The organism is Shewanella yunxiaonensis (assembly GCF_018223345.1).
GTDB classification, from domain to species: Bacteria; Pseudomonadota; Gammaproteobacteria; order Enterobacterales; family Shewanellaceae; genus Shewanella; species Shewanella yunxiaonensis.
In genome coordinates this window covers 1,899,609-1,913,242 of sequence record NZ_CP073587.1, presented here as the reverse complement: position 1 = coordinate 1,913,242, position 13,634 = coordinate 1,899,609, and the positions used below count along the sequence as shown (strand labels likewise).

Below are 13,634 nucleotides of genomic sequence, written 5' to 3'. Positions count from 1 at the left end.
GCATTTAAGAGGTATTGATGAAAATATTATTACTGTCTGCATTGCTGTTGAGTTGTATGCAGGCATATGCACAGACACCAGAGCAAGCTTTAAAGGCTAAATTGGATGCAAATCCTGCAATCAGGGCTGATTTTTCGCAAACAGTGACTGATATCAACGGCAAGCAAATTCAGTCCGGTACCGGAACTCTTGCGTTGGCGCAGCCTAATCGCTTTTATTGGCATCTGACCGCACCTGACGAATCTTTGATTGTCGCGGATGGCAAAGATGTCTGGATCTATAACCCGTTTGCTGAAGAGGTCAGTGTATTGGGACTTAAAGATGCCATCGCTGCATCGCCCATCACATTGCTGGTACACCGAGACAAATCAACCTGGTCAAAATTTACCATCAGTGAAAAGGATCAGTGCTTTAATATCATCCCTAAAACAGCAGACACCGGTGTACAACAGGTGCAAGTCTGTTTTAACGGCAATAAGCTGGCCAGTCTCAGCCTCGATGATACCCAAGGAAACAAGAGTCATTTTGCGCTGTCAGCACAATTACCTTTGGCAAAAGAAGATAATGAGATGTTTTCGTTTACGCCGCCAGATGGTGTTTCCGTTGATGATCAGCGTCCTCATGACGGACAATAATTTATGTCCAGCCTGAGCTTTGATTTTGCTCCAGATTTTCGGCCATTGGCGGCAAGAATGCGGCCAATTAATTTGGCAGAATATATCGGTCAAAAACATCTGTTAGGGGTAGGCCAACCTTTACGGAAAGCGCTTGAAGCAGGTAAGGCCCACTCTATGATGTTTTGGGGGCCGCCAGGTACTGGGAAAACAACGCTGGCAGAATTAATCGCACATTATGCCAATGCGCATGTCGAAAGAATTTCTGCCGTGTCCTCAGGTGTAAAGGATATACGAGCAGCGATTGAGCATGCTCAAAATGTTGCACAATCGCGTGGGCAGCGCACCTTGTTGTTTGTTGATGAAGTACATCGCTTCAACAAAAGTCAGCAGGATGCCTTTTTACCTTTTATTGAGGATGGTACGGTAATTTTTGTCGGGGCGACAACCGAAAATCCCTCGTTTGAGATTAACAACGCCTTGTTATCTCGCGTAAGGGTTTATCTCATCAATAAGTTGGCAGAATCTGAAATCGCAGAGTTAGTCCAACGAGCGCTACAGGATAACGAGCGAGGGCTTGGCAAACGCCAATTAAAGATGCCTGAACGGGTGTTGTCACAGTTGGCAAATGTTGCTGATGGCGATGGTCGTAAGGCGTTGAATCTGCTGGAGCTGATGAGCGATATGCTGGCAGATGGGCAGGAATTTTCAGAAGAACTACTCGTTCAGGTTTCCGGCCAGCAATTAGCGCGATTCGACAAAAATGGCGACCAATATTATGACTTGATCTCCGCCGTCCATAAATCGATAAGGGGTTCTGCGCCTGATGCCGCACTGTATTGGTATTGCAGGATGCTGGAAGGCGGATGTGACCCCCTATATGTTGGTCGTCGACTTTTAGCCATCGCCTCGGAAGATGTGGGCAATGCGGACCCGACGGCGATGACCGTAGCATTGAATGCTTGGGAATGTTTTCATCGTGTAGGGCCTGCTGAAGGAGAAAGAGCCATAGCGCAAGCGATTGTCTACCTAGCGTTAGCGCCAAAATCTAATGCAGTGTATACAGCCTTTAAGGCCGCGCGGCAGTTGGCAAGAGAAACCGGTGGTGAAGCGGTGCCTATGCATCTACGTAATGCACCGACAAAATTGCTTGAAGAGATGGGGGCAGGGAAAGAGTACCGTTATGCCCATGACGAAACGAATGCTTACGCTGCTGGTGAAAATTATTTCCCAGAACCACTAAAAAACAGCAAATTTTATTTCCCTACCGAACGTGGCTTTGAAAAACGTATGGCAGAAAAACTTAAGCAACTCGAACAACTCGATTCGCAAAGCGAGCGAAAACGTTATGAATAATCTTTTATGGGTGGCCCTTGGTGGTGCGACCGGTGCAGTTTTGCGCAATCTTATTTCGTTATTTATGATCCAGCTATTTGGCAGTAGTTTTCCTTTTGGTACACTGACTGTTAATGTACTGGGCTCTTTTTTGATGGGAGTCGTCTTCGCACTGGGGCAGTTGAGTCATGTCAGTCCGGAGATAAAGGCGCTGATTGGTGTGGGTTTTCTGGGAGCACTGACCACCTTTTCAACTTTCTCAAATGAAACCTTGCTGCTTATGCAAGCTGGAGATTGGCTCAAGGCATTTTTAAATGTGGTGCTGAATCTGGGGATCTGTCTTTTGATGGTATTCTTAGGTCAGCAACTAATTTTTTCACGCGTTTAATAACCAAAGACAAAAAAGATGTTAGATCCTAAATATCTGCGTAATGAACTTGCCACCACCGCCGAGCGGCTGGCTACCCGTGGTTTTATTCTTGATGTTGACCGGCTCACCAAGCTTGAAGAAAAACGCAAAGCTCTGCAGGTAGAAACTGAAGAGTTGCAGGCTAGTCGTAACGCTATGTCTAAGTCTATCGGACAAGCGAAAGCCAAAGGTGAAGATGTTTCCGAGATTATGGCTCAAGTCAATGATCTCGGTGGTAAATTGGAGACCAAAAAGCAAGAGCTGTCCCAGTTACTGGATGAATTGAACGCCATAGCGATGAGCATGCCCAACCTGCCAGATGAATCAGTTCCGGTAGGTCCAGATGAATCTCAGAACGTCGAAATCCGCCGTTGGGGCACGCCTAAAACATTTGACTTTCCTATCAAAGACCATGTGGATTTGGGGGAACAAGTTAAAGGTCTAGACTTTAAAAATGCCGTTAAATTAACAGGCGCACGCTTTGTGGTAATGCGAGGACAGATTGCCCGCATGCATCGTGCTTTGGCGCAGTTCATGCTGGACTTGCATACTCAGCAACACGGATATACTGAAGCTTATGTGCCATTGTTGGTGAACGATGCCAGCTTATTGGGAACTGGCCAGTTACCCAAATTTGCTGAAGATCTGTTCCACACCAAGCCAGCAACAGAAGAAGGACAGAGTCTGCATCTGATCCCGACGGCTGAAGTCCCACTAACGAACTTGGCGCGCGACACGATTATCGAAGAAGATGATTTGCCGGTTAAGCTTACAGCGCAAACTGCCTGTTTCCGTAGCGAAGCTGGTTCATACGGTAAAGATACCCGTGGCCTAATCCGTCAACATCAATTCGAAAAAGTCGAATTGGTGAAATTGGTAAAACCAGAAACTTCAATGGACGAATTGGAAAGTCTGACCAAAGACGCTGAAACTGTACTGCAAAAACTAGGCTTGCCATATCGTGTCATCGTACTTTGTACTGGAGATATGGGATTTAGCTCTGCTAAAACGTACGATATCGAAGTATGGTTACCAGCGCAGAATACCTACCGGGAAATTTCTTCATGCTCCAATATGAAAGATTTCCAGGCTCGGCGCATGCAAGCACGTTATCGCAGCAATGATGACAAAAAGCCAAAACTGTTACATACCCTTAATGGTTCAGGATTGGCCGTAGGTCGTACGTTGGTTGCCGTTTTGGAAAATTATCAAAACGCTGATGGCAGTATTACTGTCCCAGAAATATTACGCCCTTATATGGGTGGACTAGAACAAATCGGTTAACACAAAAGGTCATGTATGGATAATGGCGGGCGCAATTTGCGCTGGCTGACTTATGTGGCCGTAGTTACCGTATTTTCGGTGTTGGCGTTGGCCACAATAGCTAAAGCAGCCATTTTGTTTTACGAAAATTTGGTATAGCAATAAAAAAGGTCCATTAATGGACCTTTTTTATTGGCTTGGGTTAAATGCATTTTGCTGGTTTTGGCAGTCCAGCAATTTTAGTGGCTTGTTTAGCGGGGCCAACAGGAAACAGTTTATACAGATACTTTGAGTTTCCTTTGTCTGGGCCAAGTTTTTGTCCAATCGCCTTTACCAGCACCCTGATGGCTGGGCTAGTTTTATACTCGAGATAAAAATCCCTGACAAAATTTATCACTTCCCAATGTGCATCGGTTAACACGATGTCTTCTGTGCTCGCAATTAACGACGCCAATGAAGGGTCCCAGTCTTCAATATTTTTAAGATAACCCTGGGAGTCCGTCGCTATCTGCTTTCCATTAAATTCAATCATTATTTACCACGATATCACTTTGGCGTGAGTTAAGGTCAGTGCAATAAAATCCTTGTATTCGATTTGTTGATAATTGGCGAAACATTTAGCCAGTCCTCGCGCATCAACATCAGGTCTCATTAAAAATACATTGCAGATTTTCAATGCTGCGATCCATTGCGGTTGCAGCATTGCCTCGATGGCATTTCCGGCTAACACTAACGAGTCTTGGTCTTTGGCAAAGTGTAATGCACAGGCGAGGGCATTACTTTCATTCGGTGACTTTGTGATGTGATGTAATATATTCAAAATACCAAGACCTCATCCACTTGTTCGAGCAGTTTACGGATCTGTTCATCATCAACTAATTCCGCGGGATATATTAGAGGCAGATTAGCTAAACCGAAATTTAAAATGGCACTTTCACTGACACTGACAGAGGCCACGTCATAGATATCCAAAGCTTTGAACGTGGCAATGTAATCCTTACAACCAATCAACTCGGGTTGTTGTCCGGAAAGGAGATTCAGCACCCCGCTGTCTATAAACACCAAATGTACTTGTTGTTCATAAGTTGCTGCCATCAACGCCAAATCGAGCGCTTCTCTGCCTGCTTCGTTTCCGTGTGGCCCCTGACGAAAGATGATTGCTATTGATTTCATCAGAAACGCACCATTCGTGTTGATTGTTCAATACCGGCCACCAGTTCACCTAATCCGCCCATGATAAAGCCCGCAGCAAGATTCGAATTACTAATGCCATTTTCTTGCGCATCTTCTAGTGATATCACACCTCGGCGCCAAGCTGCAGATACACAGTTCACTAACGACAATTGATATTGTTCAGCCAGTGATTGCCAAAGGCGTACGAGATCTGTTTCATCTGATGCAGGCGAGACCAACGCATTAGATTGTGTGACGCCATCACGAAAAAAGAACACACAATGAATATCGTGCCCTGTCTCAAGCGCTGTTTTAGTAAATTGATAGGCATGCCAACCGCTCGCAGGACCATAGACCTGCCCGGTCACTAAAATAATAAATTTACTCATAAATAAAAATGACCCTGATAAACAGGGCCATTTTACCTAAAACGAGAAGTTTTAGCGCTATTTAATCATCTTTGCCTGCACCCAGGAGGTTCAGGATGCTAACAAACAGATTTAGAAAGTCCAGGTAGAGTGAAATCGTTGCGCGAATGTAGTTAGTTTCGCCGCCATTCACGATACGACTGGTATCAAAAAGAATAAAACCGGTCATCAATAATGCGACACCCGCATTCAATGCCATAAAAACAACGCTGCTACCCAAGAAAATATTCACAATCGCAGCAAGTACCACGACGACCAAACCAGCGATTAGGAAGCCACGCATAAAAGAAAAATCTTTTTTTGTGGTCAAGGCATAAGCTGATAATGCCACAAATATTGCTGCAGTAAGACCGAGCGCCTGCATAATTAACATTGGGCCATTTGTCATACCGGCGTAGTGATTGAGCATGTAGCCCAGAGATGCGCCTTCCATACCGGTAAAGGCAAATACCCATAATAGCCCGGCGGCTGAATCCGCCTTGCGTAGTGTTACAAAAAGCAGGATTAAACCACCAATCGAAAGTCCGAGAGACATCAAAGGTGTAATTTGTAATGCCATGGCGAGACCAGCACAAACAGCAGAAAATGCCAGTGTCATCGCCAGTAACATATAGGTATTACGCAACATCTTATTGACAACAATGCCGGATGTGCTTGTGGAATATAGGGTTTCCTGATTCATATACATCTCCAAATGCTTAACATCGTCAGAGGCTTGAAATTTTCTTCTACAGCATTTGACGCGGTCAGGTGTTAACAAGTTCCAATGATAGCTATCTTATCACATAGCTATATTAATCAATGCTTAATATTAATCGATCCAGTGTGTTCTAAGCTGGAGTCCATCACCAAGATATTCAAGTACCCATTGTTGGGCGGGGGATTGTTGGCGAGAATTCCACAACAATGCGCAATCACTGGCAGGCAAAGGGGAGACCATTTCCTTTTCGATGAGGCTGCCAGATTCAATAAAACTTTTCGCCAAATGCCGAGGGACCCAGCCAATACCGAGTCCGCTTCGCAACACATTAATTGCCTGAACCCAATCTGGCACCTGGATTTGACGTTGATTAGGCGCAGCCGCAAAGCTCCGTGGAACAAATTGCCAACTGGTGTCACTTAAACAAACAGCAGGATAGGGCAGAAGTGCCTGATCAGTTATCGGTTCCGAAATGTGCGCTAATGGATGTGCTGGTGACATCACCAGACTCCATACAACTTTACCCATAGACTTTGATAAAAAAGGCCCGCCGACAGGTATGGTTGATGTAGCGCCAATGGCAACATCGCATCGTCCATTTACCAAAGCCTCCCAAACGCCGTTAAAATTTTCTTTTCTTATCTTGAGCTCCACGTCATCAAATCGTTGATAGAAATCTCGGATGAGGTAGGCCACTCGGTCCGCTCTGACAACACAATCAAGTGCTATAGCTAATGAAGGTTGCCACCCGTTGGCTGCTTGCAAAGTCCTGCGTTTCAGACGGAATATCGATTTCAGTAACTCACGCGATTCCTCGACAAAATGGACACCCGCGGGCGTTAAAGATACGCTGCGGTGGTGCCGTTCAAAAAGGACAACACCAATTTCGTCTTCAATTTGTTTGATAGCATAACTAACAGCGGATGGCACTTTGTTTAGATGGGTCGCGGCCGCAGTAAAGCTGCCTAACTGCGCTACCAGATCGATCAATTCCAGCGATTGTTCTGAGAGCATAAAGACCTTTCCTTTGAGTCTATTTGATACCCAATCAAGGTAAAGATTATCATTGGCATGTACAAGCTTAAAGACAAAATTTCATAGTTATTGGCTGCAAATAAAGCAGCTTGTGCAGCGAATAAGCAAACGAAACAGAAAAATGCATAAGGATATTTACAGCAACCCTATCCAAACGCTATTATTCCTGCCGTTCGGAGGGGTGGCAGAGTGGTTGAATGCACCGGTCTTGAAAACCGGCGTGGGTTCGCGCCCACCCAGGGTTCAAATCCCTGCTCCTCCGCCATATTCCGAAAGCCCGCTGAAATCAGCGGGCTTTTTCTTTTGTGAATTCTGTTTCTATCGCTTGAATCACTATTCGGTAGGGTATCAATCACAAAGGCAAAAATCACCATAGCGAGATAACACTCATTAAATTCCATCTGTAGCTAATTTAACATAATATACATTGTGCGCAATTATGGGTGACGCTATTTGCGCGCTTGGGGTTCTGGCCGTGTCATTGTCCTAATCAGTCACCAGCGGCTCGGCTTTGGGACAGCTCTCGCTGAACACTGGCCGTAAATCATTAGCTCGCCGAGGTTTATAACATCGCGTGAATTGATGCGTCTTTGTAACCATGAATTCAATTTTTATAACGTGCTTAGTTTTACTAGCATTTAACTCGTATGGCATGACGTACAGCAAAAATAGCATCCATTGGCAGCTGCATAACCCAGATGCTTAGCTTCTCTGACGGCATCGGCACAGTTATCAAAAGTCCCGAGATATTCTCGATTTTCTTCTGTAGGCAACTTATTACAATTTTCTGTATGCACTTCATAATCACCCTGTGCATCAGTCTTGGTGTGAACAAAGTAGAATTCTTGCATCTCGTTACCTCCTTGATGATGTAGTGATTTTAGTTATTCAAGGAGATAATCGCCATTTTCATATAGCACAACTGAAATTGCTAAATGTAATAGCCCCCAATTAAAACGGACACTCATTAGTTAAGCGATAGGCTTAGACCTATCTTTAAGGAGTGTCTATGGAACGTATTGAAATTATTACTGGCGAACAACGTCGCCGTCGTTATACTCCGCAAGAAAAAGCAAAGTTCGTTGCCATGACTATGCAGCCGGGCTATTCGGTTTCGCTGGTTGCCAGGCAAAACGGCATAACCCCGAGTCTATTGTTTAAGTGGAAAAAGCTCATGCAAGATGGTGGTATGTCTGCTATCCAGTCTGGTGACGAAGTCGTCAGTGCTGCAGACCATAAGGCGCTTCAAAAGAAAGTGAAACAGCTTGAGCAGTTGCTCGGCCGTAAAACGATGGAAACCGAAATTCTAAAAGAGGCGCTGGAGATAGCCCAGTCAAAAAAGTTGATATCGCGCATGCCATTGCTACCACCGGACGATTCCCTGTCCTCCGAGTAGCTGCGGCTCTTGGCGTGTCGCGTTCGAACTTATACCAACGTTTGTCCGTGCGCCGAGAAGGCCGCTCAGTACGCTACAACAAGGCTGATGATGCGCTGTTATTGCCGTTAATAATCGACATCTGCGAGGAGCGTGAAAGCAACGGCTATCGCCGGATTACTGCGCATTTAAATCGCCAGTTGAAAGCAGAGCAGCATGTAATTACGCGAGTGAATCCAAAACGCGTCTATCGCCTGATGCAACAAAACAACTTGCTGTTACGCAAACATACCGGTCGTGTAAGTGAGCACCGCGCTCATGACGGTCAGGTTATTACGTTGCACCCAAACACTCGCTGGTGCTCAGATGGCTTTGAAATAACGTGCTGGAACAAAGAAAAAGTGCGCGTGGCATTTAGCTTAGATTGCTGTGATCGTGAAATTATGAGTTATGTAGCCACAACGACGGGTATCCGCGCTGACATGGTTCAAGACATTTTGGTTGAAAGCATGGAACAGCGCTTCGGAGATGTCCGAGAGTTGCCACATACCGTCGAATGGTTAACCGATAATGGCAGTTGTTATATCGCCGAAGAAACACGGCAGTTCGCCAAGTCACTCGGTTTTAAGGTGTGCACGACGCCAGTTAGAAGCCCGCAAAGCAATGGCATGGCAGAAGCTTTCGTGAAGACGTTTAAACGAGATTATGTATACCTGAACGACCGTCCAGACGCAGCCACGGTGCTTGCAAAGCTCGCTGAATGGTTTGACGATTACAACAATTACCACCCACACAGTGGATTGAAAATGATGTCACCTAGAGAGTATCGAGCTCTTAAAGTGGCGAGTTAAGCTGTCCGTTTTGGTGGGGGCAACTACACTAAATGCGATGTTATCTCTATGAAGGTCTTCATGTGGAAAGTCCTAGGTTTAGCCGCTGAGATTATCGTTATGAACTCTGGTTTAAAAGTTCCGAATAACACCTTGTATATTCCCGTTCATGCCAAGTAAGCCATTAATATATAAATATAATCAATCCTGATTATCTAAATAACCTTTGGACTATAAACTCCTCCAATCTGGCTAAAAAGCAACCAATTCTAATCGCTTTTGGGCTGGCCTTCGGTTTTTCTACAACGATTTTATCCGCCGACTGGTAGTACTGCAGGATTTTAGTTAACATGACACCAGCAGTTTCATTTGAGAACGACTATGGCTATTGATAATAATAAACTCCGCCGTCCTGCTACGGGAGGTTGTGCGATTCATTGTCATGACTGCAGTATGGGTACGCTATGTATTCCTTTCACTCTAAATAACAATGAGTTAGACCAACTCGATAACATTATCGAGCGTAAAAAGCCTATCCAAAAAGGCGAGCAATTATTTAAATCTGGAGACTCTCTCAAGTCTCTTTATGCTATACGTTCTGGCACCATTAAGAGTTATACCATTACCGAACAAGGCGATGAGCAAATTACGGGGTTTCACCTTGCCGGTGACGTTATCGGCTTTGATGGCATTCACTCTCAGCAGCATCAAAGTTTTGCGCAAGCACTTGAAACATCCATGGTGTGCGAAATTCCGTTCAATACTCTGGATGAATTGTCCGGCACAATGCCAAAACTTCGGCAGCAAATTCTGCGCATGATGAGCAGTGAGATTATGACAGATCAAAGCATGATCCTACTGCTGAGTAAAAAGAATGCGGAAGAACGCCTAGCTGCATTTATCGGCAATCTCGCTGTCAGATATGGTAATCGCGGCTTTTCTCCGCGGGAATTTCGTCTCAGTATGACGCGAGGCGATATCGGGAATTATCTGGGTCTTACAGTCGAGACTATCAGCCGTCTATTAGGTAGATTTCAGAAGTCAGGTTTAATCGAAGTAAACGGCAAGTACATTACCATTGTCGATACCGCCGCACTATACCAATTGGGAGGTATTGCGCGGTAACCCTGCATTTAGCATTAATTTTTTGATCTCCAACAAGACAAATTGCCAGTGATGGCACATGATATAGTTATGTCATCTGGAAAAAGGAAAAACTGCCATGATGGACTATAAAAAGTTATTGGTTGTTGTCGATCCTACCTCTGATGTGCAATCAGCACTCGCAAGAGCTGCTGAACTTGCTAGCCGCAATAACGCTTCAGTTACCGCATTTTTGTCTATCTTTGACCTCTCTTATGAAATGACTTCGATCTTGTCTAATCAAGAGCGGGAAGCCATGAGACTGGGTGTTATCAACCAGCGCAAAGCCTGGCTAGCAGATATGATTAAGCCATATCTAGAAAGAGATATTGACATGAAATATGAGGTGGTATGGCATAACCGCCCATTTGAAAGCATTATTAAATTCGCTATCGACGGTAAATTTGACCTTCTAGTTAAAGGCACTCATGAGCACGATAAGCTTAAGGCCGTGATTTTTACGCCTACGGACTGGCATTTGTTGCGTAAAGCTCCCCTCCCCGTTTTGCTGGTTAAAGAAAAATCCTGGCCACTAAACGGTAAAATCCTCTGTGCAGTGAATGTGGCTTCAGAAGATGAAGATCATCAATCGCTCAACGGTAGAATTATTGAGCATGCACAGGCCATTGCTTCCAAATTCAATGCCGAAATCCATTTGGTAAATGGGTATCCTGGTACGCCAGTGAATTTGGCTATTGAGCTGCCAGATTTTGATGCCCACACATACAATGAAACCATCCGGATGCAGCACGAGCAACGCGTAAATTATTTAGCCAATAACTATGGTGTTGACTGTAATAACTGCCATGTGAAAGAAGGTCTGCCTGAAGATGTCATTCCTGAAGTCGCGGAAAAGATTGACGCTGAACTCGTGATCCTGGGAACCGTCGGTAGGACAGGATTTTCCGCTGCATTGATTGGTAACACAGCTGAACATGTAATTGATGCAATTAACTGTGATTTACTGGCGATTAAACCCGATGGCTACAAGTCACCGTTAGAAGATTAGTGCTTTACGCTAAAAACATTAGCTGGAATAATACGCGCCCTGACCTAAGCAGCAACAGGGCGCGTTTTTTATGGTTGAAATAGCTGAACTCGATAAAAAGCAGATCACTCGTCTGAACAAATTACAAAAACGTTTGCGTAGAGAAATGGGCAGCGCAATCGCCGATTACAATATGATTGAAGAAGGTGATCGGGTAATGTGTTGCCTGTCTGGTGGTAAAGACAGTTATGCCATGCTGGATATTCTGCTTAACCTACAGCAACGTGCGCCGGTGAAATTTGAAATTGTTGCGGTGAATCTGGATCAGAAGCAACCTGGATTTCCTGAAGATGTATTGCCAGCCTATTTAGACAGTCTGAATATTCCCTACCATATTTTGGAAAAGGACACCTATTCCATTGTTAAGGAAAAGGTCCCTGAGGGAAAAACCACCTGTTCGTTATGCTCACGTTTACGCAGAGGCACACTCTACGGCTTTGCCCATCGCATCGGTGCTACCAAAATAGCGTTGGGTCACCATCGGGATGACATTATTGAAACGCTGTTTCTGAATATGTTTTATGGCGGCAAATTGAAAGCAATGCCACCTAAGTTGTTATCTGATGATGGCGCAAATGTGGTGATCCGTCCCCTTGCCTATTCCCGTGAAAAAGACATTGCCGAATACGCTAAACTTAAACAGTTTCCTATCATTCCTTGTAATCTCTGTGGCTCCCAGGAAAATCTCAAACGCGCAGAAATTAAAAGTATGCTTAAAGGTTGGGACAAACAATTTCCTGGTCGCATAGAAACGATCTTCACCGCTATGCAAAATACGGCGCCTTCACAAGGTGTAGACCGAAACGCATTTGACTTTGTATCGCTAAAACAGGATCCGCATGCAGAGGTGTCAGGTGAGGTAGCCGACGCGGATTTGCCAGCATTTGATTTTATGGATGTGGAAAATCGTGGGCATATCGATCTTGATAAAGCAGCGCCACATCAGCGAATCGAGGTGGTAGGAATTTACACGCCATAGAAAGGCGTAACCTTTAGAATAATGTCCGTATGAGACGGACTTTTTTGGGTAAATAATAAAAAAGGGACCATATGGCCCCTTTTTAATGCAACAACAACTAATTATTGGTTAATTAGTTTGCCAGTGCTTCTTTTGCTTTTTCTACCAAAGTTGCAAATACAACTTTGTCGAATACAGCGATGTCTGCCAAAATCTTACGATCGATTTCGATAGACGCTTTCTTCAGACCGTTGATGAAACGGCTGTAAGACAGACCATTCTGACGTGAAGCCGCATTGATACGTGCAATCCACAGTTGACGGAATTGACGTTTTTTCTGGCGACGGTCACGATAAGCATACTGACCAGCTTTAGTTACTGCCTGTACCGCTACGCGATAAGTACGTGAACGGGCACCGTAGTAACCTTTGGCAAGTTTCAGAACTTTCTTGTGACGAGCACGTGCAGTTACACCACGCTTAACTCTTGGCATCTTTCAATCCTCCTACTAAGCGTATGGCAGTTGGCGTGCAATTGCTGGCACGTCTACTTTAGCAACTAAACACTTAGCGCGCAGGTGACGCTTACGCTTGGTGCTCTTCTTGGTCAGGATGTGACGCAGATGGGCTTGCTTGCGTTTGAAACCATTAGCGGTTTTCTTAAAACGCTTAGCCACACCGCGGTCAGTTTTCATTTTTGGCATTTAAAAACTCCGCATTGGGATAATTAATAAAACGTAAGGCGAGTTTGGGAATATCCCGCACTACTTTGATAGCCCTACTATTTTTTCTTCGGCGCTAGCACCATCACAGCTTGACGGCCTTCCATTTTCGGGAAAGCTTCAACCACTGCGACATCATCAAGATCGGCTTTGATACGGTTCATCAGTTCCATACCTAGCCCTTGATGCGCTAATTCGCGCCCGCGGAAACGCAACGTAACTTTCGCTTTGTCTCCGTCTTCCAGAAAACGAATCAGGTTGCGTAGTTTTACCTGATAGTCGTTTTCGTCAGTACCAGGGCGGAATTTAATTTCCTTCACCTGGACCTGTTTCTGCTTCTTCTTCTGTTCTTTCTGGGCTTTAGCCTTATCGAACAGAAACTTACCGTAGTCCATGATACGGCATACAGGCGGCTCGGCATTAGGACTGATCTCTACCAGGTCTAAACCTGCGTCATCAGCCTGCTCTTGGGCTTGTCTGATACCAACAACCCCGATTGCCTCTCCTTCAACTCCTACCAAACGTACTTCAGATACGCCGGTAATTTCATCATTGATTCTATTAGGGGCCGCCTGACGGCCTGCTGTTTTTTTGATCTTTAT

The 13,634-nt window shown here is 44.9% G+C and carries 18 protein-coding genes and 1 tRNA gene; 9 read left to right on the top strand and 10 right to left on the bottom strand.

The genetic code is table 11. The annotated features are described in order from the left end of the window. Positions 1-17 precede the first annotated feature (17 nt). From lolA to serS, 4 genes are read left to right on the top strand one after another with little or no spacing between them, the layout of a single operon-like run. Positions 18-635, top strand: coding sequence for an outer membrane lipoprotein chaperone LolA (lolA, locus tag KDN34_RS08780; protein ID WP_212593445.1), 618 nt, complete (start codon positions 18-20; stop codon positions 633-635). Between the two features lie 3 nt (positions 636-638). Then, complete coding sequence (locus KDN34_RS08775; protein WP_212593444.1) at positions 639-1,970, top strand: replication-associated recombination protein A; 1,332 nt, start codon at positions 639-641, stop codon at positions 1,968-1,970. Then, positions 1,963-2,337, top strand: coding sequence for a fluoride efflux transporter CrcB (crcB, locus tag KDN34_RS08770; protein WP_212593443.1), 375 nt, complete (start codon positions 1,963-1,965; stop codon positions 2,335-2,337). Before KDN34_RS08775 ends, crcB begins: the two co-directional genes overlap by 8 nt. An 18-nt stretch (positions 2,338-2,355) precedes the next feature. Continuing rightward, positions 2,356-3,642, top strand: coding sequence for a serine--tRNA ligase (gene serS / locus KDN34_RS08765; RefSeq protein WP_212593442.1), 1,287 nt, complete (start codon positions 2,356-2,358; stop codon positions 3,640-3,642). 181 nt (positions 3,643-3,823) lie between these two features. Here the strand turns inward: serS and KDN34_RS08760 are convergent, their stop codons facing one another. The 6 genes from KDN34_RS08760 to punR form a co-directional block, all read right to left on the bottom strand. Beyond that, complete coding sequence (locus KDN34_RS08760; RefSeq protein ID WP_212593441.1) at positions 3,824-4,153, bottom strand: TusE/DsrC/DsvC family sulfur relay protein; 330 nt, start codon at positions 4,151-4,153, stop codon at positions 3,824-3,826. Between the two features lie 3 nt (positions 4,154-4,156). Further along, complete coding sequence (gene tusB / locus KDN34_RS08755) at positions 4,157-4,441, bottom strand: sulfurtransferase complex subunit TusB (RefSeq protein ID WP_212593440.1); 285 nt, start codon at positions 4,439-4,441, stop codon at positions 4,157-4,159. Next, complete coding sequence (gene tusC, locus KDN34_RS08750; RefSeq protein ID WP_212593439.1) at positions 4,438-4,794, bottom strand: sulfurtransferase complex subunit TusC; 357 nt, start codon at positions 4,792-4,794, stop codon at positions 4,438-4,440. The genes tusB and tusC overlap by 4 nt, the downstream gene beginning before the upstream one ends. Further along, a complete protein-coding gene (gene tusD, locus KDN34_RS08745) occupies positions 4,794-5,183 on the bottom strand; it encodes a sulfurtransferase complex subunit TusD (RefSeq protein WP_212593438.1) in 390 nt (129 codons plus the stop codon). The genes tusC and tusD overlap by 1 nt, the downstream gene beginning before the upstream one ends. A 61-nt stretch (positions 5,184-5,244) precedes the next feature. Next, positions 5,245-5,904 (bottom strand): Bax inhibitor-1/YccA family protein, encoded by a 660-nt coding sequence (locus tag KDN34_RS08740; protein WP_212593437.1) that lies wholly within the window; start codon positions 5,902-5,904, stop codon positions 5,245-5,247. A 129-nt stretch (positions 5,905-6,033) separates the two neighbouring features. Continuing rightward, positions 6,034-6,936 carry a DNA-binding transcriptional activator PunR gene (gene punR / locus KDN34_RS08735; RefSeq protein WP_212593436.1) on the bottom strand — a complete coding sequence of 301 codons (903 nt, stop codon included), beginning with the start codon at positions 6,934-6,936 and terminating at the stop codon, positions 6,034-6,036. Between the two features lie 196 nt (positions 6,937-7,132). Between punR and KDN34_RS08730 the strand changes: the two genes are divergently transcribed. Continuing rightward, positions 7,133-7,222, top strand: a tRNA-Ser gene (locus tag KDN34_RS08730). Between the two features lie 373 nt (positions 7,223-7,595). On the opposite strand, the gene KDN34_RS08725 is transcribed toward KDN34_RS08730, so the two are convergent. Next, positions 7,596-7,808 (bottom strand): hypothetical protein, encoded by a 213-nt coding sequence (locus KDN34_RS08725; RefSeq protein WP_212596459.1) that lies wholly within the window; start codon positions 7,806-7,808, stop codon positions 7,596-7,598. Between the two features lie 158 nt (positions 7,809-7,966). On the opposite strand from KDN34_RS08725, the gene KDN34_RS08720 reads away from it, so the two are divergent. From KDN34_RS08720 to ttcA, 4 genes are all read left to right on the top strand, one after another. Beyond that, positions 7,967-9,183, top strand: a protein-coding gene (locus KDN34_RS08720) for an IS3 family transposase (protein WP_407695771.1) whose coding sequence is annotated in 2 segments (ribosomal slippage) — positions 7,967-8,282 and positions 8,282-9,183 — 1,218 coding nt in all. Because the reading frame shifts where the segments join, the coding sequence is not laid out codon by codon here. Positions 9,184-9,543: 360 nt separating this feature from the next. Beyond that, positions 9,544-10,287, top strand: coding sequence for an FNR family transcription factor (gene etrA, locus KDN34_RS08715; protein ID WP_212596458.1), 744 nt, complete (start codon positions 9,544-9,546; stop codon positions 10,285-10,287). 97 nt (positions 10,288-10,384) lie between these two features. Continuing rightward, complete coding sequence (gene uspE, locus KDN34_RS08710; RefSeq protein ID WP_212596457.1) at positions 10,385-11,314, top strand: universal stress protein UspE; 930 nt, start codon at positions 10,385-10,387, stop codon at positions 11,312-11,314. Positions 11,315-11,384: 70 nt separating this feature from the next. Next, complete coding sequence (gene ttcA, locus KDN34_RS08705; protein WP_212596456.1) at positions 11,385-12,332, top strand: tRNA 2-thiocytidine(32) synthetase TtcA; 948 nt, start codon at positions 11,385-11,387, stop codon at positions 12,330-12,332. Positions 12,333-12,444: 112 nt separating this feature from the next. Here ttcA and rplT read toward each other — a convergent pair whose 3' ends face one another. From rplT to infC, 3 genes are all read right to left on the bottom strand, one after another. Beyond that, the gene (gene rplT, locus KDN34_RS08700) at positions 12,445-12,804 is read right to left on the bottom strand and encodes a 50S ribosomal protein L20 (RefSeq protein ID WP_133039520.1); all 360 of its coding nucleotides are present in this window, start codon (positions 12,802-12,804) and stop codon (positions 12,445-12,447) included. 15 nt (positions 12,805-12,819) lie between these two features. Next, complete coding sequence (gene rpmI, locus KDN34_RS08695) at positions 12,820-13,014, bottom strand: 50S ribosomal protein L35 (protein WP_011759880.1); 195 nt, start codon at positions 13,012-13,014, stop codon at positions 12,820-12,822. A 77-nt stretch (positions 13,015-13,091) separates the two neighbouring features. Further along, positions 13,092-13,634 carry a translation initiation factor IF-3 gene (gene infC, locus KDN34_RS08690; RefSeq protein ID WP_212596584.1) on the bottom strand — a complete coding sequence of 181 codons (543 nt, stop codon included), beginning with the start codon at positions 13,632-13,634 and terminating at the stop codon, positions 13,092-13,094.